The sequence below is a fragment of the Yoonia sp. KMU-150 genome (assembly GCF_056858355.1).
The window spans coordinates 25564-49798 of the sequence record NZ_JBXEQF010000001.1; the positions used below are offsets into that span (position 1 = coordinate 25564).

Annotated in this window: 24 protein-coding genes; 11 read left to right on the forward strand and 13 right to left on the reverse strand. The window is 61.1% G+C overall.

The annotated features are described in order from the left end of the window. Window positions 1–66: 66 nt before the first annotated feature. From AC04PH_RS00150 to AC04PH_RS00200, 11 genes are all read right to left on the reverse strand, one after another. A complete protein-coding gene (locus AC04PH_RS00150; RefSeq protein WP_483063717.1) occupies window positions 67–1350 on the reverse strand; it encodes an ABC transporter substrate-binding protein in 1284 nt (427 codons plus the stop codon). 75 nt (window positions 1351–1425) lie between these two features. After that, window positions 1426–2502, reverse strand: a complete 1077-nt coding sequence (locus tag AC04PH_RS00155) for a branched-chain amino acid ABC transporter permease (RefSeq protein WP_483063718.1) — start codon at window positions 2500–2502, stop codon at window positions 1426–1428. Next, window positions 2502–2843 carry a hypothetical protein gene (locus tag AC04PH_RS00160; RefSeq protein ID WP_483063719.1) on the reverse strand — a complete coding sequence of 114 codons (342 nt, stop codon included), beginning with the start codon at window positions 2841–2843 and terminating at the stop codon, window positions 2502–2504. The genes AC04PH_RS00155 and AC04PH_RS00160 overlap by 1 nt, the downstream gene beginning before the upstream one ends. Before the next feature lies 1 nt (window position 2844). Further along, complete coding sequence (locus AC04PH_RS00165; protein WP_483063720.1) at window positions 2845–3066, reverse strand: hypothetical protein; 222 nt, start codon at window positions 3064–3066, stop codon at window positions 2845–2847. Continuing rightward, a complete protein-coding gene (locus AC04PH_RS00170; protein ID WP_483063721.1) occupies window positions 3066–4061 on the reverse strand; it encodes a branched-chain amino acid ABC transporter permease in 996 nt (331 codons plus the stop codon). The genes AC04PH_RS00165 and AC04PH_RS00170 overlap by 1 nt, the downstream gene beginning before the upstream one ends. Beyond that, complete coding sequence (locus AC04PH_RS00175) at window positions 4051–4539, reverse strand: hypothetical protein (protein ID WP_483063722.1); 489 nt, start codon at window positions 4537–4539, stop codon at window positions 4051–4053. The genes AC04PH_RS00170 and AC04PH_RS00175 overlap by 11 nt, the downstream gene beginning before the upstream one ends. Then, window positions 4532–5350, reverse strand: a complete 819-nt coding sequence (locus tag AC04PH_RS00180; RefSeq protein ID WP_483063723.1) for an ABC transporter ATP-binding protein — start codon at window positions 5348–5350, stop codon at window positions 4532–4534. Before AC04PH_RS00180 ends, AC04PH_RS00175 begins: the two co-directional genes overlap by 8 nt. A 154-nt stretch (window positions 5351–5504) precedes the next feature. Then, window positions 5505–7478, reverse strand: coding sequence for an AMP-binding protein (locus AC04PH_RS00185; protein WP_483063724.1), 1974 nt, complete (start codon window positions 7476–7478; stop codon window positions 5505–5507). Between the two features lie 242 nt (window positions 7479–7720). Beyond that, complete coding sequence (locus AC04PH_RS00190; protein WP_483063725.1) at window positions 7721–8557, reverse strand: DUF481 domain-containing protein; 837 nt, start codon at window positions 8555–8557, stop codon at window positions 7721–7723. A gap of 246 nt (window positions 8558–8803) precedes the next feature. Next, entirely contained in the window at window positions 8804–11566 is a 2763-nt protein-coding gene (gene fdhF / locus AC04PH_RS00195) for a formate dehydrogenase subunit alpha (protein ID WP_483063726.1), read from the reverse strand. A 147-nt stretch (window positions 11567–11713) separates the two neighbouring features. Next, the gene (locus AC04PH_RS00200; protein WP_483063727.1) at window positions 11714–12001 is read right to left on the reverse strand and encodes a YggT family protein; all 288 of its coding nucleotides are present in this window, start codon (window positions 11999–12001) and stop codon (window positions 11714–11716) included. A 139-nt stretch (window positions 12002–12140) separates the two neighbouring features. On the opposite strand from AC04PH_RS00200, the gene AC04PH_RS00205 reads away from it, so the two are divergent. The 8 genes from AC04PH_RS00205 to AC04PH_RS00240 all read left to right on the forward strand — a co-directional run bounded on the left by AC04PH_RS00205 (window position 12141) and on the right by AC04PH_RS00240 (window position 19320). Further along, a complete protein-coding gene (locus tag AC04PH_RS00205) occupies window positions 12141–12686 on the forward strand; it encodes an acyl-CoA thioesterase (RefSeq protein ID WP_483063728.1) in 546 nt (181 codons plus the stop codon). Between the two features lie 72 nt (window positions 12687–12758). Next, on the forward strand, window positions 12759–14129 hold the full coding sequence (locus AC04PH_RS00210) for an MFS transporter (protein WP_483063729.1): 1371 nt from the start codon (window positions 12759–12761) through the stop codon (window positions 14127–14129). Continuing rightward, window positions 14126–15046 (forward strand): penicillin-insensitive murein endopeptidase, encoded by a 921-nt coding sequence (gene mepA / locus AC04PH_RS00215; RefSeq protein ID WP_483063730.1) that lies wholly within the window; start codon window positions 14126–14128, stop codon window positions 15044–15046. Before AC04PH_RS00210 ends, mepA begins: the two co-directional genes overlap by 4 nt. Before the next feature lies 1 nt (window position 15047). Further along, the gene (locus tag AC04PH_RS00220; RefSeq protein ID WP_483063731.1) at window positions 15048–15902 is read left to right on the forward strand and encodes an esterase-like activity of phytase family protein; all 855 of its coding nucleotides are present in this window, start codon (window positions 15048–15050) and stop codon (window positions 15900–15902) included. Window positions 15903–15988: 86 nt separating this feature from the next. Then, on the forward strand, window positions 15989–16630 hold the full coding sequence (locus AC04PH_RS00225; protein ID WP_483063732.1) for a queuosine precursor transporter: 642 nt from the start codon (window positions 15989–15991) through the stop codon (window positions 16628–16630). A 367-nt stretch (window positions 16631–16997) separates the two neighbouring features. After that, complete coding sequence (arfB, locus tag AC04PH_RS00230) at window positions 16998–17411, forward strand: alternative ribosome rescue aminoacyl-tRNA hydrolase ArfB (RefSeq protein ID WP_483066115.1); 414 nt, start codon at window positions 16998–17000, stop codon at window positions 17409–17411. A gap of 380 nt (window positions 17412–17791) precedes the next feature. Further along, window positions 17792–18097 (forward strand): hypothetical protein, encoded by a 306-nt coding sequence (locus tag AC04PH_RS00235; protein WP_483063733.1) that lies wholly within the window; start codon window positions 17792–17794, stop codon window positions 18095–18097. 59 nt (window positions 18098–18156) lie between these two features. Continuing rightward, complete coding sequence (locus tag AC04PH_RS00240) at window positions 18157–19320, forward strand: hypothetical protein (RefSeq protein ID WP_483063734.1); 1164 nt, start codon at window positions 18157–18159, stop codon at window positions 19318–19320. Here the strand turns inward: AC04PH_RS00240 and pncB are convergent. Both pncB and AC04PH_RS00250 read right to left on the reverse strand, forming a co-directional pair. Continuing rightward, window positions 19317–20609 carry a nicotinate phosphoribosyltransferase gene (gene pncB, locus AC04PH_RS00245; RefSeq protein ID WP_483063735.1) on the reverse strand — a complete coding sequence of 431 codons (1293 nt, stop codon included), beginning with the start codon at window positions 20607–20609 and terminating at the stop codon, window positions 19317–19319. The two genes, AC04PH_RS00240 and pncB, sit on opposite strands and share 4 nt — an antisense overlap. A gap of 10 nt (window positions 20610–20619) precedes the next feature. Further along, on the reverse strand, window positions 20620–21084 hold the full coding sequence (locus AC04PH_RS00250) for a tellurite resistance TerB family protein (RefSeq protein ID WP_483063736.1): 465 nt from the start codon (window positions 21082–21084) through the stop codon (window positions 20620–20622). Between the two features lie 100 nt (window positions 21085–21184). Between AC04PH_RS00250 and AC04PH_RS00255 the strand changes: the two genes are divergently transcribed. The 3 genes from AC04PH_RS00255 (at window position 21185) to AC04PH_RS00265 (ending at window position 24222) form a co-directional block, all read left to right on the forward strand. Next, the gene (locus AC04PH_RS00255; protein WP_483063737.1) at window positions 21185–22039 is read left to right on the forward strand and encodes a DMT family transporter; all 855 of its coding nucleotides are present in this window, start codon (window positions 21185–21187) and stop codon (window positions 22037–22039) included. 78 nt (window positions 22040–22117) lie between these two features. Further along, complete coding sequence (locus tag AC04PH_RS00260) at window positions 22118–22582, forward strand: DUF302 domain-containing protein (RefSeq protein WP_483063738.1); 465 nt, start codon at window positions 22118–22120, stop codon at window positions 22580–22582. Between the two features lie 29 nt (window positions 22583–22611). Continuing rightward, a complete protein-coding gene (locus AC04PH_RS00265) occupies window positions 22612–24222 on the forward strand; it encodes a thiamine pyrophosphate-binding protein (protein ID WP_483063739.1) in 1611 nt (536 codons plus the stop codon). Window positions 24223–24235 lie beyond the last annotated feature (13 nt).

Consider the following 24235-nt stretch of genomic DNA (forward strand, 5'->3'; position numbering starts at 1 on the left):
TCGTATTATCTTGCCAAAAAATACTCAAAGAATCGGGCGGCCCGCAGGGGCCGCCCGACACAGGGCTTACAGGCAGCCCGGTTCGATGTTGTTTTCCGCGGCAAACGCCATGGAATCCTCTTCCACCAGCGGTGCGATCACAGAATCATCGGGTGCGATGAAATCGGTCAGCGGATCGAATGTGCCGGTCGACGCATTCCACTGCTGCACGATGCCCAAGCCAGAACCGCCGTGGTCCTGACAGGACACCGCGAATTCCGGCCCGATGCCTTCCATGCCCAGTTCGGCCATGCGCGCCTCGGTGATTTCCAGTGCCTCCATGCCGTCACGCACCATCGCGGCGGTCACATCGGACACGCCGTGGATTTCTTGCGCCTTGGCGATGGCCTCGGCGGCCAGCATCGCGGCATACATGCCCCGCACATAAAGCACCGATCCCACGTTGGACCCGTCACCTGCGGCATTGCCGGCATCGACGACCATTTCCTGAATCTCGCTTAGAACAGGATAGTCCTTGATCGGGTTCATGTTCAGGGACTTGTAGCCGTTGGCCGCGTCACCCGCGGGGCCCACGTCATGTTCGGCACCGGCCCACCAGTTGCCGATGAAGTTCTCCATCGGGAACCCGATATTGGCGGCTTCCTGCACGGCAACCTGGTTCATCACGCCCCAGCCCCACATCAGGACGTAGTCAGGACGTTCGCGGCGAATTTGCAGCCACTGCGATTTCTGTTCCTGACCGGGGTGGTCGACGGCAATCTGCGTCAGGTCGAACCCGTGCATCGCCGACAGTTCTTCCAGCGTGCGGATCGGTTCCTTGCCGTAGGCAGAGTTGTGATAGACCAGCGCGATGGTCTTGCCGTCCAGCGACCCGCCGTTCTCGTCCAGCAGGTAGTTCACGGCGACAGAGGCCGCATCCCAGTAGTTGGCGGGGTAGTTGAACACCCAGTTGAACACCTCGCCGTTCGCGGCAGACGTCCGGCCATAGCCCATCGTGTGAATAGGGATCTGGTCGGCCGTTGCCTTGGGGATCAGCTGATAGGTGATACCGGTGGACAGCGGTTGATAGATCAGCGCGCCTTCACCCTTGGTGGACTCGTAGCATTCCACACCCTTCTCGGTGTTGTAGCCGGTCTCGCATTCGATGATCCGGACCTCCTCGCCGCCGATCCCGCCGTCACGGGCGTTCAGCAGGGCGAAATAGTCCTGATACCCGTCAGAAAACGGTGTGCCGCCCGCCGCATAGGGGCCGGTGCGATAGCTCAGGTCGGGGATGACAAGATCGGCCAGTGCCGGTCCCGCCGCCACCGTGCCCGCAAGGGCCATGGCTGCAAGTGTCTTCATCTTCATCGGAATTTTCCTCCCATTGGTGTTACCGATAATCGCGTGCCGGATGTGCCCGGCGTCAGGGCGGGTTGTCCCGCCTCAATACGGAAACGGCCAAAGCCGCAATTTCTCTTTCGCCAGTCGCCACAGCTGCGCCAGCCCGTGCGGCTCCTTGATCAGGAAAAACATGATCAGCGCGCCGACGATGACAAGCTGCAGATGCGCCACCAGATCGGTGGGCCAGCCCAGCACGTCCACACCCAGCACCTTAAGCGCCACGGGCAAGAGCACAAGGAACGCGGCCCCGGCAAAGCTACCGAAGATCGACCCGAGCCCCCCGATGATGATCATGAACAGCACCAGAAACGATTTCTGGATGCCGAACGCCTCGCCCACTTCCACCGCACCCAGATATACCGCGAAGAACAGCGCGCCGGAGATGCCGATAAAGAACGACGACACCGCAAAGGCGCTCAGCTTCGCGCGCAGCGGGTTCACGCCGATGATCTCCGCCGCGATGTCCATGTCGCGGATCGCCATCCATTTGCGCCCCACCGACCCGCGTGTCAGGTTCCGCGCGATCAGCGCACAAACGGTCACGAAGACCAGACAGATCATATACTGTGCCCAGGCTTCGGTATTCGGCCCCGTCACCGCCTGCCCGAAAACGAACCGCTCCGGCGCGTTGATCTGGCCCGAGGCCGAGTAGTTGTAGAACCACGCCACCTTGTTGAACAGCCAGACGAGGAAGAACTGCGCCGCCAGCGTCGCCACCGCCAGATAGAACCCCTTGATCCGCAAGGACGGCAGGCCGAACGCCGCCCCCACCGCCGCCGTGATACCACCGGCCAGGATCACATGGATCACGATGCTCACATCCGGAAACGACGTCATCAGCTTGTAGCAGGCATAGGCCCCCACGGCCATGAACCCGCCGGTACCCAGGCTCACCTGCCCGCAATACCCCGTCAGGATATTCAGCCCGATCGCCGCAATCGCATAGATCAAGAATGGCACCAGCAACGACGACGCCCAGTAATCGTTGATGACGAACGGAATCACCAGATAGGCCACCGCCAGCACCGCCCAGAATCGCCACCGGTCGAACCTGATCGGAAAGGTCTGGCTGTCCTCGGCGTATGACGTCTTGAAATCACCTGCTTCGCGGTAAAACATCAGGCGTCACTCCGTTTCGCATCGCGCAATTCACTTGCAAGATCTCCCAGGAACCCGCCGATCCGGCGCAGGCAAAACAATGCCGCACCCATGCCGATAAAAAAGAAACCCATACCGAAACCAAACAATAGGCCAATCATGGTGTCGGCGGTGTCAGGTGCAGCCGGCGCATCCGTCGGTATAGCAGTCACAACCTGACCATCGGGGTATGTATAAACAAATTGCTGGCTGATCGGTGCGCTGTTCATCAGCATCAATGTCACAATCATGAGCATCACGCCAATCGCGATGAGGCTCCATTGCACGAGGGCAATCAGGTTATCCGCAGAAAGCCACGTCATCCTACTGCACCTTCCTGCGGTGTCGCAGCCACAGACCTGCAGCGATCAGGGTCAAAGCTGCGCAGAGATAAACGAGCAGCGGCGCGAAATGTGCCACGACGTAGTAGGTATCGTGATACTCCGGTGCGGTCAGCCGCTCGATGACCCGCCAAAGCACGACGCACAGCGGCAAGAGCAACATCATGGCTCCCGAACCAACAAGAATAACGGGAAGATAGCGCATCAGACCCTCTCAATGATCTTCTCCCCGAACAGGCCCTGCGGACGGAACACCAGGAACAGCAGCGCCAGCACATAGGCGAACCAGTTTTCCGTCGCCCCGCCGACCATCGGGCCGATCAGATACTCGAACAGCTTTTCGCCCACGCCGATGATCAACCCGCCGACGATGGCACCGGGGATCGACGTAAAGCCACCCAGCATCAGCACCGGCAACGCCTTCAGCGCGATCAGCGACAGCGAAAACTGCACGCCCGATTTGGCCCCCCACATCACACCGGCCACCAGTGCAACGAGGCCCGCCAGCGACCACACCAGCACCCAGATGAAGTTCAGCGAAATCCCCACGGACAAGGCCGCCTGATGGTCGTCCGCCACCGCCCGCATGGCGCGGCCCTGCTTGGTGTATTGCGCGAACGCGATCAGTGCGGCGACCAGCACGATGGCCACGACCGTCGCCACCATGTCCAGCTTGTCGAGGAAGAAGCCGTAGAAGTCGTCGCCACCCAACCCGTTGGTCATCTCCTCCACCCAAAGCGATCCGCCCTGCGGCAGTCCCAGCGCCAGCGTTTTGATGTCGGACCCCCACATCAGATCGCCCACCCCTTCCAGGAAGTAGGCCAGCCCGATGGTCGCCATGAACAGGATGATCGGCTCCTGCCCGACCAGATGCCGGAACACGAATTGCTGCACCATCCACGCGAACGCGACCATTACAAGCAGCGTGAATGCAATCGCGAGCAACGCGGGGACCTCCCACCCGAAGTGGTGAACCTCGGTGCCGAAAATCGCGTTGATCAGATGCGCGAAGGGCACCTGCCCCTCCATGATGCCCACCAGCGTCAGCGCGGCGAACAGCGCCATCACACCCTGGGCGTAATTGAAGATGCCCGATGCCTTGAAGATCAGCACGAACCCCAGCGCCACCAGCGCATAAAGCACGCCCGCCATCAGGCCGTTGATGATGACTTCTATACCGTAAAGAAAATCAGCGGACATGCGCGCTCTCCGTCATTTCGCGGCGCACCGTCGCCAGTGCAGGATCGTCATGAACCACGTCGGTTTCCCATCCGACCAGCGTCGCTGAGTCGTTCCCGCTCTGGGGGTTGATGTAGATTTCGAGCGTCGGCACCCGCCAGCCGGTCGATTGCACGGCGACACGACCACCGCGCGCGCGCCCGCTGCGGCGATATCGTCCCTGCCGCACAGCCTCTCTCGCCCAGACACGCCCCGGTTCAAGCGCGACTGCGCCCTCACCCGGCACCACAACCGTGCCACTAAAATAGATCATGCCGTCACGCGCCTCGCGCTGACGCAGCACAAGCAGACCATCGCCCGCCTGATAGGCCGTTTCGATATCGAGCAACGGATACGCAGCGCCTTTCGCCAGCGGCAGATCAGCGACATCAGGCGTGCCACCGTCTTCCATCGGCGCCAAGACCCGCGCCATAAACGTTTCCCAGGCGCGATCAGTCATGTGCCACCCCCAAGTATGCGTCGATCACTTCCTGATTGCCGCGCACCTCCGACGGCGTGCCATCACCGATCTTGCGTCCGTAGTCCATCACGACCACGCGGTCGGAGATATCCATGACCACGCCCATATCGTGTTCGATCAGCGCGATGGTGGTGCCGAACTCGTCGTTCACATCCAGGATAAAGCGGCTCATGTCCTCTTTCTCCTCGACGTTCATCCCCGCCATCGGCTCGTCCAGCAGCAACAGTTTCGGCTCCGCCGCCAGCGCGCGCGCCAGTTCCACCCGCTTCTTCAGACCATAGGGCAGCCGCGACACCGGCGTCTTGCGGATCGCCTGGATTTCCAGAAAGTCGATCACCCGCTCCACCGCCGCGCGATTTTCGGTCTCCTCGCGCTCGGCCTTGCCCTTCCAGATCATCTGGCTCAGCATCCCAGCCTTCATGTGGCCCAACCGCCCGGTCATCACGTTGTCGAGCACCGACATCCCTTCAAACAGGGCGATGTTCTGAAACGTCCGCGCGATGCCCAACCGCGCCACCTGATAGGGCTTCATCGGCGGGCGCTTCTCGCCGCGAAACCAGACCTCGCCCTCCTGCGGGTTGTAGAACCCGGAAATGACGTTCAGCATCGACGATTTGCCCGCGCCGTTCGGCCCGATGATGGCACGGATCTCGCCCTCTCGGATATCGAAGGAAATATCCTTGATCGCCTCCACCCCGCCGAACCGCAGCGTGATCCCGCGCATATCCATCAGCACACCGCCGATCTTGCGCCCGTCCTCGGTCACATAAGGCTCCACGGTATCTTTCATGCGGCCCTCATTACCTTGCCCAAAATACTCCCGCCGGAGGCACTATGGGACGGCGGGGTTTCGTCTGTCCCGAAGGGCGTCCAGTGGACGCACTCAAGACGAAACGGGCGGAGCCCCGGGCAAGGCGTCGTGCCGCGCACGCGCGCCTGCCCCGTCATTCCGCGGCCTCCACAACTTCATCGAGCGTCTTCGTCTCGACAGGCACGACATCCGCATCACGGATATCCAGCGTCGCCTTGATCTTGCCCTTGCGGCCGTCCTCATATGTCACTTCGGTTTCGGTGTAGATTTCCGACGCATCGCTGTAGAGCGCCTGCACCAGATCGTCGAATTTCTCGCCCACGATCTTGCGGCGCACCTTGCGCGTCCGCGTCATCTCGCCATCATCCGCGTCCAGCTCCTTGTGAAGCACAAGGAACCGGTGCACCTGACACCCCGCCAGCATCTCGTCGGCCGCGACGGATGTGTTCACCTCCGACACGTGATCCTGAATCATCTCCAGCACACGCGGGTGCTGCGACAGTTCCTGATAGGAGGAGTAAGCGATGTTGTTGCGCTCCGCCCAGTTGCCCACCGCCGTCAGGTCGATGTTGATGAACGCGACACAGCGGTCGCGGTCGGCACCAAACACCACCGCCTCAAGGATGTTGGGATAGAACTTTAGCTTGTTCTCGACGTATTTCGGCGCGAACAGCGATCCGTCCGCCATCTTGCCCACGTCCTTGGCGCGGTCGATGATCCGCAGGTGACCGCTGCCCTCTTCGATGAACCCGGCGTCACCCGTGGCGACCCAGCCCTCCGCATCCTTGGTCGACGCGGTGCTTTCATCGTTCTTGTAGTATTTCTCGAACACGCCGGGGCTGCGATAGAACACTTCGCCGTTCTCCGCGATCTTCAACTCAACCCCCGGTGACGGCACACCGACGGTATCCGAACGCACCTCGCCATCCGGCTGCTGGGTGATGAACACCGTCGCTTCCGTCTGGCCATAGAGTTGCTTGAGGTTGATCCCCAGCGCCCGATAGAAATCGAAAATCTCCGGCCCGATCGCCTCTCCCGCAGTGTAGCCCACGCGCACCCGGCTCAAACCAAGGGTATTCTTCAGCGGTCCGATCACGAACCAGTCGGCCAATTTGTATTTCAGTTTGTCCATGCCGCTTACGGGCTTCCCGTCCAGCCGTGCAGGCCCCACACGCTTGGCCAGCGCCATCGCCCGGTCGAACATCCATTTCTTGATCTGGCCCGCATCCTCCATGCGGATCATCACCTGCGTCAGCTGGGTTTCGAACACGCGGGGCGGCGCGAAATAATATGTCGGCCCGATCTCGCGCAGATCGGTGTGCATCGTGTGCTCGCTCTCCGGGCAATTCACGCAGAACCCTGTCCACATCGCCTGCCCGATGGAAAAGATGAAATCGCCCACCCAGGCCATCGGCAGATAGGCCAGCACCTCGTCCCCGGGTTTCAGCTTGTCGAAGGCGGAGGAATTCTTCGAGGTCTCGATCACGTTGCGGTTCGACAGCACGACCCCCTTGGGCCGCCCGGTCGTGCCCGAGGTATAAAGCATCACGCAGGTGCTGTCGTAGGTCAGCGCATCGGTGCGCGCCTTCAATTCATCCTGCAATCCGGCATCGCGACCGGCCTTTTGCACATCGGCGTAGGACGACATCGCGGCGTGGTCGTATTTGCGCAGGCCCCGCCCATCCAGATAGATCACATGCTCCAGCGCTGTCAGCGTGTCGCGCACGTCCTCGATCTTGTCGACCTGCTCCTGATCACCGACAACGGCGAACCGCGCGCCACAGTGATCCATCGCATAGGCGACCTCTTCCGCCGCCGCATCCTGATAGAGCGGCACCGGCACACAGCCGCATTTCTGCGCCGCGACCATTGCCCAGTACAGCGCCGGACGGTTCCGCCCGACGATGGCGATGTGATCGCCCGGTGCCGCGCCCAGCTTCAAAAAACCCAGCGCCAGTGCGTCGATTTCGTCCGCGGCCTCCGCCCAGGTCCAGCTCTGCCAGATCCCGAATTCCTTTTCACGATAGGCGGGTTTCGCCCCGAACTGCGCGACGTTCACCGCCAGCAGTTCCGGCACGGATTTCGCGCTGTCCCGCGACATCACCATGGTCTGACCCTCCCATATCGGCACTGTGGCCGACCGCCCTGAATCGCCTCCCCGCGGTCCAGCTTGCAGACCTATTGTGTGGCCGGAACGACCGATGCGTCAACGGATTTTTTTGAACGCTCGTTCATTTAATAGTTCACACTTGAAATCAACGCGTTAAACGCAAAACGGGCAGCTTTGTCGCCAAAGCTGCCCGTCCGTCTAGACCCTTGGGAATGCAATCCGCGGATCAGGATATCGTCTTAGAAGTTGTAGACGACCGACGCACCGAATGTGTTCTCGGCATCCGAGAAATCGTTGTCGGTTTCGTTGTTGTACTTCGTGGCATAGCTGGTGCGCAGCGACAGGGTGTCGGTCAGCGCAACGTTGACTGCCAGTTCGTTCGTCACGGTCGTCGCGAAGTCAGAGTAGATCACGTCGGTGTCGTTGGTGATATAGGCCGTGTCCGACAGGCTGTAGAAGATGTTGTTGGATACCGAAGCAGCAGCTTCGTTGATCTGCTCGCCACCGAACACGTCGGCAACCCGGTAACCTGGGCCAGCTTGGATCGACCACTGCAGGTCGTTTGTGTTGTAGATACGGTAACCGACACCGGCACCGACGAAGATGTCCTGCTCGAACTCACCCACTGTGGTGGTCAGGCGGTCGAACGACAGTTCTGCCTTGGCAAAGCCGAACAGCGAAGGCGTGAAGTCACGACGATAGTCGACACCGGCAAGAAGCTGGTTCTCGGTCTCTGTGCCGTTGGTCTGGCCATACTTGAAGCTGGCGGTCACGTCGAAACCATTGACGCCGTCGTAGCTGCCGTAACGCAGGCCGACGCCGACGTCGGCGTTCGTGTCACCGTCGTTGCTGGTGGACGATGCGCGCATCGCAACCGAACCATAGGTGCCGACTGTGCGTCCCTCGTTGCCGAAACGGGGGATGTCGCGGGTGCGATCCTCGGCGATCTGCTCTTCCAGATCCTCGACGGCGTCGACGGATGCGTCCTGGTTGGTGAAGGTTGTGGTCTGTGCGGCAGCAGCGCCTGCGATAAGCGATGCCAGAGCAGCAGACATGATCAAAGTTGTGTTTTTCATCGTTTTGTCCGTTTCTCAATGGCGCAGCACCATCGCTGCGTTGTCTGTGGTATTACGCCTGACTCACGGATAGGTTTAGGGGGAAAACGCAGACCGAATTGACCGTATCAAATTGCGCACATCGGCTAACTTACGCTTGTAAAAAATATAACAAAAACAAGATCTTAATATAAATTGAAAATGGTTCCAACAAAAAGCGAGAATATTGATGGAACCTATCTTGAATACGCCGCAACGCTGCTTAGATCACTGCGCCGCGATGGTGCTTTCCGCGTTTTCAACGCGAACTGCTGAAAATTTGAACTCCGGTATCTTGCCGTAGGGATCGACTGCGGGATTCGTCAGGATGTTCGCAGCCGCCTCGACATAGGCAAAAGGTAAAAATACCATATCAGGTGCGATCGCACGATCCGCCCGTGCCATGATCGTGATCGAACCGCGTCGCGTGGTCAAGCGCAACATGCCGCCCGGCGCCACACCCAGCTTGCGCAGCGTCGACGGATGCAGCGAACAGTTCGCTTCCGGCTCCACCGCGTCCAGCACCTTGGATCGGCGGGTCATCGACCCGGTGTGCCAGTGTTCCAGCTGCCGCCCCGTGGTCAGGATCATCGGATAGTCCGCATCCGGCGTTTCGTCCGGCGCGATCACGCTGGCAGGCGTGAATTTCGCACGGCCCCCTTCGCGCGGGAAACCGTCCTGGAAGACGATCGGCTGGCCGGGGTCCTCGGGCGACAGCGACGGGTAGGTCACGACGTTCTGCGCCTCCAGCCGGTCCCACGTGATGTTGTTGAGAGACTTCATCACCTGCGTCATCTCGGTGAACACTTCCGACGGATGGGTGTAGGTCCAGCCAAGGCCCAGCCGTTTTGCCAGTTCCACCTCGATCCACCAGTCCTCTTTCGCGTCGCCCGGCGGCGGCACCGCGGGACGGCCCATCTGCACTTGCCGGTTGGTGTTGGTGACGGTCCCCGTTTTCTCCGCGAACGCCGAGGCGGGCAGGATCACATCGGCAAAGTTCGCCGTTTCCGTGATAAAGATGTCCTGCACCACAAGATGGTCCAGCTTCGCCAGCGCGTCGCGGGCGTGTTCCACATCGGGGTCGGACATCGCGGGGTTTTCACCCAGAATATACATCGAAGTGATGTCACCGTCGTGCACCGCATCCAGAATTTCCGTTACGGTCAGACCCTTTTTCGGGTTCACGCCCGCGTCGTCCCAGACGTCCTGAAACTTCGACCGCACACCGTCGTCGCCCACGGCCTGATAATCGGGCAGGAACATCGGGATCAGACCGGCATCAGACGCGCCCTGCACGTTGTTCTGCCCGCGCAGCGGATGCAGCCCGGTGCCGGGGCGGCCCACCTGCCCGGTCATCAGCGCAAGCGAGATCAGGCAGCGGGAATTGTCGGTGCCGTGAATATGCTGGCTGATGCCCATACCCCAGAAAATCATCGCTGATTTCGCGCCGGCAAAGGTGCGGGCAACGTCACGCAGGACGTCCGGTTCGATCCCGCAAATACCGGACATTTTCTCGGGCGAGAATTCCTTGAGGTGCTCTTTCTCCGCCTCCCAGTTCTCGGTGTAGGCCTCGATATACTGGCGGTCGTACAGCTCTTCTTCCACGATCACATGCATGATCGCGTTCAGCATCGACACATCCGCACCGGGGCGGAATTGCAGCATGTGCGACGCGAACCGCCGCAGGCCCACGCCGCGCGGGTCCATCACGATCAGCTTGCCGCCACGCTTGGTGAACTGCTTGAAATATGTCGCGGCGACAGGATGGTTTTCCACCGGGTTCGCACCGATCACGATGGCGACGTCGGCGTTCTCGATCTCGTTGAACGTCGCGGTGACGGCTCCGGAGCCGACGTTTTCCAGCAAGGCCGCGACCGAAGACGCGTGGCACAGCCGCGTGCAGTGGTCGACGTTGTTGTGGCCGAAGCCCTGACGGATCAGTTTCTGGAACAGATACGCCTCTTCGTTGGTGCACTTGGCGGACCCGAAACCGGCGACCTTGGAACCACCCGCGTCTTTCATGCCCTTCGCCGCGAAATCCAGCGCCTCGTCCCACGTCGCCTCGCGGAAGGTGTCCTGCCAGTTGCCGGGGTCGACGTTCAGGCCCTTGGGCGCGCCTTCCTTTCGGATCAGCGGTTTCGTCAAGCGGTGGTTGTGGTGGATATAGTCGAATCCGAACCGCCCCTTGACGCACAGCCGCCCCTCGTTCGCGGGGCCGTTGATGCCGTCCACGTATTTGACCTTGTTGTCCTTGACCTTCAGCGACACCTGACACCCCACGCCGCAGAACGGGCAGACGGATTTCACCTCGCGATCAAAGTCCGCGCTGTCGCCGACCTGATTTTTGTCGGTCACGGTCGCGGGCATCAGCGCGCCTGTCGGGCAGGCCTGCACGCATTCGCCGCAGGCCACGCAGGTGCTGTCGCCCATGGGGTCGTCAAAATCAAAAACCGGATAGGTGTTGTGGCCACGCCCCGCCATGCCGATCACATCGTTGACCTGCACCTCGCGGCAGGCGCGCACGCACAAGCCGCACTGAATGCAGGCATCCATGTTGACCGACATCGCGATATGGCTGTCGTCGAGCAGCGGGATCGTTTCCTTGCGCAACGTCGGAAAGCGGCTTTCGGTGACGCCCTGCTTATTGGCCATATCCCGCAGATGCGATGATCTGTCGTGCGCGACCTCAAGGTCCGGCTGGTCGGCCATCAGCAGTTCGACCACCATCTTGCGGGCCTGCACCTCGCGTGGTTGATCGGTGGTGACGACCATGCCTTCGGAGGGTTCGCGGATACAGGATGCGATCAGGTTCCGCTCTCCCTCCACCGCGACCATACAGGCGCGGCAGTTGCCGTCGGACCGGTAACCGGGCTGCGGCTTGTGGCAGAGATGCGGAATGACGAGGCCCCGCCCATGCGCCACTTCCCAGATCGTCTGACCGGGAGCGGCGGTAACGGTCTTGCCATCAAGCGTGAATGTGACGTCGGCCATGGGAATCCTCGCAGTGCTGTTGGCACATCATAACGATGCCCGCACCGCGAAAGGAAGGCCACCTGCGACCGGCAAGGCCGCATTTACGCCAAGCGATGTTTCGCATGCGAAACCGATTTACGAATTGTTAACCGGGGCGCGCGGTGGTCAGTAGAACAGCGCCTGATTGTTCCACAGCACGATGCGGATGATCTCGATCCCGATCAGCGCAACGATGGGCGACAGGTCGATCCCTCCCATTTGCGGCAGAACGTTGCGGATCGGCCGATAGATCGGATCGAGCAATCTCTGCAACCCGTACCAGATCTGCGCGACAAGTGGCTGGCGCACGTTGAGGACCTGAAAGCTGATCAACCAGCTCATGATGAAATGGGCGAAGATGAAGACCCGCGCGATGTCCAGAAGCAACATCAGGATTTGGAACAGCGATTGCATGGGCACGGCCTTTCCGGTTGAACCGGGGTTCATCTAGGCGGTTGCACCCTGCAGGGCAAGTGCGCCGCTTGCCGCGAGGTTAAAGTTGACGTTCACGTCAACCTTGCTAGATGCGAAGGTGACCGACAAGGAGCCGCTCATGTTTCCGTTCATCCGCATGGCCAAGGAATTTGTCCTGCACCGCAAGGCCGGTGATCTGCCGGTGCTGGGGGTGCATGTATCCTATCATCGCTGCTGGCCGCAGGATCTGGATGTCTTCGTCGAGATGAACAACGGGCGCATCCTGACGATCCTGGATCTGGGCCGCACGATTCTGGCGCGTCGGGTCGGGTTGCTGAAGGCGCTGAAGGAAAACCGCTGGGGCCTGACGATGGCGGGAGTCTCAGTGCGCTATCGCAAGCGGATCCGGCCCTTCGTGAAATTCAGGATGGTCAGCCGAGCGGTGGGCTGGGACGACAAGTTTTTCTATCTCGACCAATCGATCTGGATCGGCGAAGAATGCGCCGCTCAGGCGCTCTACCGGTCCGCCATCACCGACAAGAATGGGATCGTGCGGCCGCGTCGCCTGTTCGACCATATCGGCTACGAGGGTGACCGTCCGGTCTTGCCCGACTGGGCGCAGAACTGGATCGACGCCGATGCGACGCGCCCCTGGCCCCCTGAACTGCCCGACGAAAGCACCTAGCGTCACAAATCCTTTGCTTGCCATTTTTGCGCGCCTCGGTGTCTTATCCTCGCGGGGACAAAGGGGACAGGCATGGCGATCACCGCAAAGCAACGTATCTGGGGCTGGATGGCCTTCGACTGGGCGAGCCAGCCATATTACACGCTGGGCCTGACTTTTATCTTCGGCCCCTATTTCGCCGTCGTGGCGACCACCTTCTTTCTGGCGCAGGGTCTGGACGATCCCGCCGCGCGTGCGCAAGCGCAAAGCACCTGGGCCTTCGGGCAGACCGTCGCCGGGCTGTTCATCGCGCTGACGGCACCCTTTCTGGGCGCTTTCGCCGATACCACCGGGCGCAAGCGGCCGTGGATCGCTTTCTTTTCCGTCATCTATGTCGTCGCGGCCTGGTCGCTGTGGTGGCTGACACCGGATTCGGCGTCGCTGATGTTCTATCTGGTGATCTTCTACGTCGGCTTCGTCGCCGCGGAATCCGCGCTGAACTTCATCAACGCCTACCTGCCGTCGCTGGGCGGCGAGGAGGAGGTCGGGCGGATCTCAGGCTCCGGCGCGTCCTTCGGCTATTGGGGCGGATTGCTGTCGCTGGTCATCATGCTGGTGTTCTTTGCCGAATTCGGCGAGGGCGGCAAAACCATCGTCGGGCTGACGCCGGTGTTCGGCCTCGATCCCGAGCAGGCCGAGGGCACCCGTGCGGTCGGTCCATTCATCGCGGTCTGGTACGCGATCTTCATCATTCCGTTCTTTTTGTGGGTCAAGGACGACCCGTCGACCGGCGCGCCCGCCCCGCGCATGTCGCGCGTTCTGGGTGACCTGCGGGACACCATCGTATCCTTGTTCCGCCGCAAAAGCATCGGGCCGTTCCTGCTGGCCTCCATGTTCTACCGCGACGGGCTGAACGCGCTCTATGCCTTCGGCGGTGTCTATGCGGCGCTGGTGCTGGACTGGGGGCTGGACAGGCTGGGTCCCTTCGGGATCATCAGCGTGATCGCGGCGGCGGTGTTTACCTATGTCGGCGGGCGCTGCGACGCGCGCTGGGGGCCGAAGCCGGTCATCATCTTCTGTATCATGCTGTTGCTGCTGGTCTGCGTCATCATCGTCGGCATGTCGCGCGAGCAGGTCTTCGGCGTGCCGCTGCCGGAAGGATCGCCGCTGCCCGACATCATCTTCTTTACCTGCGGCACGATCATCGGCGGGGCGGGCGGCGCGCTTTATGCCGCGTCCCGCTCGCTCATGGTGCGCCACACCGACCCCGACCGCCCGACCGAGGCATTCGGCCTCTTTGCGCTGTCGGGCAAGGCGACCGCATTCCTCGCGCCGTTCTTCATCGGGGTCTTCACGGCTTGGACCGGCAACGTGCAACTTGGCTTCCTGCCGGTGATCTTCCTCTTTATTCTTGGCCTGATCTTGCTATCGTGGGTCAACAAAGACGGAGATCGCGCAGTATGATCCGCAGTATTCTGGCCCTGACCCTCTGTGCCACCCTTGCCGCCTGTGGTGGCGAGGACGCCCCCGTGACGCAAGCATCCGTGTCGACGCAGGGCAATCCCAACGACACGCGCGTGGCGAAGGACCTGTTCGGCCATACCCCGACACCGTCCGCACAGTCGCCCGCGCCGCTCGGCTTCTATTCGCGCGGTTGTCAGGCCGGGGCCGTGCAACTGCCGGAAACTGGACCGACATGGCAGGCCATGCGGCTGTCGCGCAACCGCAACTGGGGCCAGCCGGCGCTGATCGACTTCGTGCAGGACCTCAGCCGCTTCGCCGCCACACAGCCGGGCTGGGCCGGGCTTTATGTCGGTGATCTCAGCCAGCCGCGCGGCGGACCGATGCTGACCGGCCACGCCAGCCATCAGGTCGGCCTCGACGCCGATATCTGGATGCTGCCGCCCGACCGGCTGAACCTGACGGCGACGGAGCGCGAGAATATCTCCTCGATCTCCATGCGCCGGGCCAGCGGGGCTTTCACCAACAGCAGCTGGACCCCGCAGCACGAGGCGATCCTGCGCGCCGCCGCTTCCGATCCCCGGGTCGCCCGCATCTTCGTCTTTCCCGGTGCAAAGGTCGCGATGTGTAACAACGCCACCGGCGACCGCAGCTGGCTCAACAAGATCCGGCCCTGGTACGGGCACCACTACCATTTCCACGTGCGGCTGAACTGTCCGCGTGGGGCTGTGGGCTGCGAGGATCAGGCCCCACCGCCTGCCGGTGACGGCTGTGCCGACGCGCAACAGTGGGTGAACAACATTCTGAACCCGCCACCGCCGCAGCCGCGCGACCCCAATGCGCCGCCGCCCACCCCACGCGGGCCGGTAACCATGGCGCAACTGCCGGGCCAGTGCCTGAACGTGCTGAATTCGAACTAGCATGCACCGCATCTGTCTGGTCGTAACGCTCCTCTGGGGCGTTGCGGCGCATGCCGACACGGCGACATATCTCTGGACGCACGACGACGCCCGGTTCGGCGGTCTTTCGGGGCTGGAGGTCGCCGACGACGGGACCAGCCTTGTCGCGCTGTCCGATCGGGGTTTCCTGATCGCCGCTGACATCGCGCGTGATGCGGACGGGCAGATCGCGCAGGTCACGGTCACCGACATCAGCCCCATCGGCACGACTGTCGCGCAAAACCCGGAGCGGCGCGGACTGGACAGCGAAGGGCTGGCCATCGCCCGGAACGGCACCGTCTACGTCTCGTTCGAAGGTCAGGACCGCGTCAGCCGGATCAACCCGCCCGACAACACCGAAACACCCCTGCCGCATACGCCCGCATTCGATAGGTTCCAGTCGAACGCGGCGCTTGAAAGCCTCGCCATCGACGGGCTGGGACGGCTTTATGCGTTGCCGGAAAGATCCGGTCGGTTCGACAGCCCGTTTCCCCTTTTCCGGTTCGATCCTGCAAGCCCCGCGTCTGGGTGGCAGGTCGTGGCCACGGTCCCCCGCAGCGGCAGTTTCCTCATCGTCGGGGCCGATTTCGGCCCGGATGGCCTGCTTTACCTGCTGGAACGTGATTTTGCGGGGCCGGGGTTTCACACACGCATCCGCCGCGCCGACCCTGCACGCGGTATCGTCGAAACGCTGGTCACCGAATATTTTAGCGCAGGCAATCTGGAAGGGATCAGCGTCTGGCCGAATGGCGACGGGTTCGTCATCACCCTGGTCAGCGACGACAACTTCGGACGCATGCAGAAGACCCGTCTGGTCGAATACCGCATCGACGGTTGACGGCTGCGCGGCGCGGTCCTAAACGGCGGCGTCCCCGGATCGCCGGGGGCCAAGTGCCGCACCCTTGTCAAAACGGAACACATCCCATGACCAGACTTCTTCCCGGCGTTCTCGCCATGGCCATCATCGTGGTCGCCTCCAACATCCTCGTGCAATTCCTGATCCTCGACGGTCTGTTGACCTGGGGGGCGTTCACCTATCCGCTGGCGTTTCTGGTGACCGACATTATGAACCGCCTCTACGGACCCGCCACCGCGCGCCGGGTCGTGCTGGCCGGGCTGGTGACCGGGATCGTCTGTTCGCTGATCGGCAGCCAGATCATGCTGGAGGGCGACGGTTTCACCTATCCGGCGGTCGCGGTGCGGATCGCCATCGCCTCGGCCTGTGCGTTCGGCGTGGCGCAGCTGCTTGACGTGGCGGTGTTCAACCGGCTGCGGCACGGATCGTGGTGGACGGCGCCGCTCGGCTCCACGCTGATCAGCTCTACCGTCGATACGGTGATCTTTTTCTCCATCGCCTTCGCCAGTATTTTCAACGGGTTGAGCGCCATGGCCGCGGAAGAGGTCATCTGGGCGCAGGACATGGCCCCCTTCATGAACACCGGGCCGCAGGTGCCGCTGTGGGTCACGCTGGCCGTCGCGGACTGGGGGGTGAAGCTGGGGATCGCGCTGCTCGCTTTGGTGCCGTTCCGCCTCATTGTCGGGCGTTTTGCACAGCCCAGCACTTAATCGCGACCTGTGGTATATTTTCACTTGAAATATACCCGATCTATGCCAACTTCGGTGTCAGGCGAAACATTGAAAGGAGGTGATCCAGTGCATCATGAGGTATTGGAGAAGTGTGTCGGGACAACTTGGGGGAGCCTTGGCTAGAGCAACCTCTGGCTAGGAGAAACCCAAGGTGGTGATCCTAACCGACCCACCTCCGTAATTCAGGAAAGGGCCATCCCATTCGTCGGGGTGGCCCTTTTTCTTGGGCATTTTGCCGGTATGATTTGCGTGCACAGCGCGTGCACCGGGCGTGCACCGCCTTGCAGACTTCGGGACGCCTGCGGCGGGCGAGTATTTTGGGCAAGATAATGCGATGAGCGACGCGATGAAGGTGAACGATCAGATCACGATCGAGGACTGGGAAGTCACCGAACAGTTTACCCGCGCCTCCGGCCCCGGCGGGCAGAACGTGAACAAGGTGTCCACCGCCGTCGAGTTGCGGTTCGAGGCGGAGCGGTCGCCCAACCTGCCCGGGCCGGTGAAGACCCGGTTGCGGCGGCTGGCCGGGCAACGCTGGACGAAGGACGGGGCGGTCGTGATCTTTGTGCAGGAGACACGATCCCAAGCGCGCAACCGCGAAATCGCGCGCGACCGGCTGGTGGACCTGATGCGCAAGGCGGTGGAGGTGCCCAAACGGCGTCGGCCGACGCGACCCACCTATGGATCGGTGAAACGGCGGCTGAAGGCAAAGAAGGTGCGGGGGGAGGTGAAAGCGTTGCGGGGGAAGGTCGAGGAGTGAGGGGGTGTCGCGGGTATGGAACCGCCGCGACAGGGTGTCGGTTGGTCAAGTGAACTGACCAAGGTGACCCCCACGTCCGACCCAAGCAAACCCACCCCGCCCAAAGGCTTCAACCTGCGTAGCGTTCTGTACGCTCTGATCCCGATTGGGTTCGTGCCGATCATGCTGGCGCTGGTTTTCAGCGGGGAGGTGGTGCAAGAGACGACGGACGGAGCACAGGGGGATGTTGTTGAGGAGGAAGGGTGAAGGACCTGTGTGTTCAAAGTTGGTTCATGATGAAGCGTACTGGCAACGGGCTCTTTACATTTCTACTTTAGTGTGTATTTTCGTACACACGCCGGGATGTAGCTGTCCCGGCATTTTGAGTCTTTGAGGTTTCCATGAGCGGTATTATTGTCGAAATTTCGCAAGTTGCTCTTGGCGTGGGTCTAGGATTGATAGGTTTAGCCTATCTTATAGTTACTTTGAGAGGTTTTTCTAGCGGTCGTAGCGCTTACGAAGCGAACAGAGCACTTGCTTATCGAAGCCCTTTTCGGTCCGCCGCTGGTGAAATGAAAACTGAAAATCCTGCAAATGATCGCCGTACCGACCATGGTTTAGCAATTTCTTTGAAGACAAAAAGGCTCCAGCGACAGCAAAAGTTAAGTGCTGAAGCAATTGAAGATGTGATTGGACGGCGCTTTTAGTTTTCATGAGATATTGTGGTTGGGTACCGACAGTAATCGGCCATTTGTCGTTCGATACAATGGGCTTCACAAACTTTCCATCACGTAGCAGTGTTCGCCGCGAAAATAGGCGTGTAGTTTTTCTGCAGACACGCGATCTGCTAGATGTTGTTATACCCTACTTGGACAAGGGGGAAGTTGGGAAGTTTTTCCAAGAAAAACTTGCCAACCATTTAATTGGCATTAGCGGAAAGTTTACATTTATTTGCCTAGGCGACTACTTGACGAATGATATACTCAAAGGCCAAATCGCTGTCTTTGCAAATAGTGATTGCCGCACTGATATTTCGAGATTTAGAAAAGCAATTAATAAGAACTCTACTGAATTTAGCTTTGAAGAAGTTTCAACCCAAGCGATAGAATTAATCCAAAATAGTGCGCTTGCAATTTTTGAATTTTCGTTGTGGCGAAATGGTAAAGTCACATTAACACATATTCCCGATGACAAACGAGAGAATCTAGGACCTGAAATTGAAGAGGTTGTAGCGAACCAATCATATTACTTCCTTAAAGATGTTTCTCACATTCATCAACATCATGAGCCTAGTCATGATAATATTATATCTTTATCAATACTTGAGAATGACGACGATGTTTCTTGGATCAGTGATACACAGCACTCGTTATATCGAGCCGTGATACGCTATAAAAGGTTTCGCAACGAGCGCGCTCTTTTTCGTGCATCAGGCATACTTGCATATGCAAAGTCTTTCGAAAAATCCCATGCCTCCAGTGCCCAACACATCAAAAAATTCAATACAGATGAAATTGATAGGTCACTAGAAATTTCAAGGGCAGAACTTCAGCACTATGATCAAAAAGCAATATCAAGAATAGAAGCTACCAGAAACTACTTTTTCGCATTCTTTGGATTTATAATATCTACAACATTTTTGCTAAGACTTGGAAGCGAAATTAAAATTGACCCGCATCCTATCTTAGAGCAAACTACACGATTTGTTGCTGGTGAACCTATTGTTGTTTTTGGGCTGGTGTATATGCTCGCAGTTGCAGGATCCTTCTTAACCCACAGAAATGACCCCGCCTCATTTGCAATAGTTAGATCTTCCTATCGTTGGCTGCAGGGATTTCAAATGCGATGGCATATGCTATTCAATGTCGCAGTTACAATCGTTTGTTCGTATCTATCTTTCTTATTAATATGGATGAGCGTTTCGGACTAAACCACAACCTCCACCCGCTGCTGCGCCCCGACCCCGAACACCCGCTTGTACCGCGCGATCTCCGCTTCCGGTCCCATCGCCTTGTTGGGGTTGTCGGACAGCTTCACCGTGGGGCGCCCGTTCGCCTCGACCGCTTTGCAGACCAGTGAGAAGGGGGCGAGCGCGTCGTCTTCCGCCAGTCCTTTGAAATCATTGGTCAGCATCGTGCCCCAGCCGAAACTCACCCGGACGCGGCCTGCGAATTGCGCCTGCAAGCTCACGATCTTGTCGACGTCCAGCCCGTCGGAGAAGATCACCAGCTTTTCGCGCGGGTCCTCGCCGCGGGATTTCCACCAGGCGATCGCGTTCTCGGCCCCCGTCGCGGGGTCGCCTGAATCGATGCGCATCCCCGTCCAGCCCGCAAGCCAGTCGGGCGCGCCGTCGAGGAATTGCGGCGTGCCGAAGGTGTCGGGCAGGATGATGCGCAGGTTGCCCTCGTGTTCCTCGTGCCAGTCGGCCAGCACGTCGTAGGGGGATTGGCGCAGGGCGGCGTCATCCTTTGCCAATGCGGCATAGACCATGGGCAGTTCGTGGGCGTTGGTGCCGATCGCCTCGATCTCGCGCATCATGGCGATGCGGCAGTTCGACGTGCCGGTGAAATTGTCGCCCAGCCCTTCCTTCAATGCCTGCACGCACCAGTCCTGCCAGAGATAGGAGTGCCGCCGCCGGGTGCCGAAATCGGCCAGCCGCAGGTCCTCGACCTCGCGCAGTTTCTCGACCTTTTCCCAGAGTTTCGTCATGGCGCGGGCGTAGAGGACCTGCAGTTCGAACCGGCCCATGTCGCGCAGCACGGCGCGGCCGCGCAGTTCCATCAGAGTCGACAGCGCGGGGATTTCCCAGAGCATGACCTCGGGCCATGTGCCCTCGAACGTGAGTTCATACTGGCCGTCGCGTTTTTCCAGATGGTAGGGCGGCAGGCGCAGTTTCTCGAACCAGTCCATGAATTCGGGAGAGAACATCTGCCGCTTGCCGTAGAAGGTGTTGCCGCGCATCCACGTGCTTTCGCCACGCGACAGGGAGAGCGAGCGGATGTTGTCCAGCTGCTCGCGCAACTCGCCCTCGTCCACCAGATCGGCGAGGCGGATGTGCTTGGAGCGGTTGATGAGGCTGAACGTGACCTGCGTGTCGGGCTTGTTGCGGAACACGGACTGGCACATCAGCAATTTGTAGAAATCGGTGTCGATCAACGAGCGGACGATGGGGTCGATCTTCCACTTGTGGTTCCAGACGCGGGTGGCGATGTCGACCATGGGATGTTCCTCAGGCGCGGGGGGCGGCCGGGCGCGCGTTCATCGCCGCGTCGTGCAGGCGCTTGCTGACCTCGGGGGAGACGCCGAGGATCGCCTCGACCTCGTGCAGCAGCTTGTCCTCTTCCTCTTCCTCGATCCCGTCGGCGAAGACGACCTGCCACATCGCGGCGACCGTCGCCTCGCGTTCGGCAAGGTCGATGGCGTCGTGCAGGATGCCCGCCAGTTCGGCGGTATCGGGCATCGCCTCTTCCAGCTTTTCGCAGGAGGCACGCAGCTTGGCCGCCTCGACCGGGTTGAGGTCATAGCGCGCGGCAAGCACGTCGTCGATCTGCTCCACCTCCTCGAACAGGTAGGCGTGATCGGCCTTGGCGGCACGCACCAGCAGCGCGCCCAGCGCGTGCTGTACGTCTGCCAGAGGCAGCTTGGTTTCGGACGGCTCCGTGCCGCGGAAAAGTGAGAGGATACCTTCGAACATGGCCTGTCTTCCCGTTGTTTGCCGCAGCTTACGCAGCCCCGCGCGGTCATGCCAGCCCTTTGCCTTGCCTTGGCGCGATGCGCGGCGTAACGGATCGGTCATGCAGCAAAAATATCCCCTTTCGGTGATCGGCCTGGTGGTCGCGGCGATGACGCTGATAGTGTCGGGCGATGCGGCGGGCAAGATCCTGACCGCGCAGGGGTTCAGCGCGTTCTTCGTGGCCTGGGCGCGGTTCGCTGTGGCGGTGGTCGTGATCCTGCCGTTCGCCGGGTTGCAGCGCGGCGAGTTGAGATTTTTTCTGCGGTGGCCGGTGATCCTGCGCGCGGTGCTGATCGCACTGGCCATCGCCTGCATCCTGACCGCGCTGCGCACCGAACCGATGGCCAACGTCTTCGGCGCGTTCTTCATCGGGCCGGTGATTTCCTATTTTCTGTCCGCGGCGCTGCTGGGCGAGCGGATCACGCGCGCGCGCACGTTGCTGTTGTGCCTCAGCTTTGCCGGCGTGATGGTCGTGGTACGCCCGGGCTTCGGGATGACAGCGGGGTTGGGTTTCGCCGTGCTGGCGGGGTGCCTGCACGGGTCCTATCTGGTGGCGACGCGCTGGCTGGCGGGCAGCTACCGGCCCCGGTTTCTGCTGCTGTCACAACTGGCGATCGGTGCGGTCGTGCTGTTACCGCTGGCGGTCGGGCCGCTGCCGCAGGTCACGCCCTATGCAGGTTTCCTGCTGGCGATTTCCGCGCTGGGGTCTGCCGGGGGCAACCTGATCCTCGTCTCCGTCAGCCGAACGACACCGGCGGGCGTGATCGCGCCGCTGATCTACAGCCAGCTATTGGTGGCAATGGTGCTGGGGCTAGCGGTGTTCGGCGACTTCCCCGATGCGCTGAACCTGGCCGGGCTGGCGATCATCGCGACGGCGGGGGTCGCCTCTGTCTGGTTCGCCGGGCGCGGGCGGTAACACATCTGGCGCGAATGTGAGTTTACGCCGCACCCGGGCGCGGCGATTGTCGGCGCGATTGAATTGAGGGGATACCGCATGCGTCTGATCATCACCTGTGTTCTGCTTGTCTGGGGCATCGCCGCCGCCGCCCAATCCGTCACCCCGCGCGACGGCTGGGTCGTCATGGACAGCGACAAGCCCTTCGATCTGCTGCTGGAGGACGTGAAAACCGCCGTGCGCGCCAATGGCATGGCCGTTGTCACGCAGGCCGGGCCGACCGGGGCCGCCGCCAACCGTGGGATCACGATCCCCAACAACCGTGTGGTGGGCGTGTTCAACAACCGCTTTGCGGTGCGCATTCTGGGCCTGTCGACCACGGCGATGATCGAGGCACCGGTGCGGATGTATCTGACAGAAGATGCAGCAGGCCGCGCGACCCTGTCCTACAAGACACCGTCGTTCGTGTTTGCGCCCTATGCCGACGAGGGCGGGGACGATCTCGCCAATGCGGCGGCAGAGCTTGACGCCATTTTTCTGGCGATTGCCACGGCCGCGCGATAACCCTGCCCCGATTGAAAAGGAATGACGCCATGACTGACACCCTGCGCGCCGCCGACGTTCTGGCCCGACGCCTGTACGAGGCCGGGTGCCGCCACGCTTTCGGCATGCCCGGCGGCGAGGTATTGACCCTGATCGACGCGCTGGAAAAGGCGGGCATCCGGTTCATCCTGACGCGACACGAGAACGCCGCAGGTTTCATGGCCGAAGGCGTGCACCACATGGACGGCGCGCCCGCGATCATGGTGGCCACGGTCGGCCCCGGTGCCATGAACGGCGTCAACGTCGTGGCCAATGCCGAACAGGACCGCGTGCCGCTGATCGTGCTGACCGGCTGCGTCGATGCGGGCGAGGCGCAGAGCTATACCCATCAGGTGCTGGATCACCGCGCGGTCTTTGCGCCGATCACCAAGGCGACGTTCACGCTGGATGCCGGTGCTGCCGGAGTGATCACGGAAAAGGCGCTGGGCATCGCGACAGAGGGGCGATCCGGCCCGGTGCATATCGACGTGCCGATTTCCGTGGCCGATGCGCCCAGCGTCGCGACACCCGCACGCCGCGCCGTCGCCAGCAAGGTCGCCCCCGCCGGGGCCGATCTGGAACAGGCCCGCATCTGGCTGTCGGAGGCAACGCGACCTGTGATGATCGTGGGGCTGGACGTGCTGAAGGACGGGTCGGCGGATGCGGTCGTGCAGTTCGCCGAACGCTACGGGATGCCTGTCATCACCACCTACAAGGCAAAGGGCGTGATCCCGGAAAGCCACCTGCTTGCGCTGGGCGGGGCGGGGCTGTCGCCCTTGGCGGACAGCCATCTGCTCCCGCTGGTCCGGCAGGCTGATCTGGTGCTTTGCGTGGGCTACGACCCGATCGAGATGCGGCCAGGCTGGCAGAACGTCTGGGACGTGGCAGAGGTGAACGTGATCGACATCACAGCCGCACCGAACCACCATTTCATGCATCAGGCGACGCTGAGTTTCATCGCCGATACCGGTGCCACCTTGGAGGCGCTGTCGTCCGCCACACCCGGCGAAAGCTGGGCCGATGGCACACCGGCAAAGGTGAAAGACGCGCTGGCAAAGGCCTTTCCGCAGAACGATACCTGGGGCCCTGCTGGGGTGATTGCGGAATGCCGAGCCGCGCTGCCCGCCGATACCATCGCCACGGTGGACAGCGGCGCGCACCGCATACTGCTGTCGCAGATGTGGGGTTGTGAGGCACCGCGCACCCTGCTGCAATCTTCTGGCCTGTGCACGATGGGCTGCGCCGTCCCGCTCGCCATCGGGGCGAAGATCGCGGACCCTGCCCGCACCGTCGTCAGCTTTTCCGGCGATGCGGGGTTCCTGATGGTGGCAGGCGAGTTGTCGACCGCCGCCGAGCAGGGCCACAACACGATCTTCGTCGTGTTCGTCGATCAGTCGCTTGCGCTGATCGAGTTGAAACAGCGGCAACGGCAGATGAACAATACCGGCGTCGATTTCATGGGCCACGATTATGCCGCCATCGCGCGCGCCTTTGGCGGCAACGGGGCGACGGTCACGTCGCGGGCGGAGTTGCAAGACGCATTGAAGGCAGCACAGGGGGCGGATACCTTTACGCTGATCGCCGCGGTGATCGACCGCAAATCCTATGACGGGCGGATATGACATGACGGGTTCG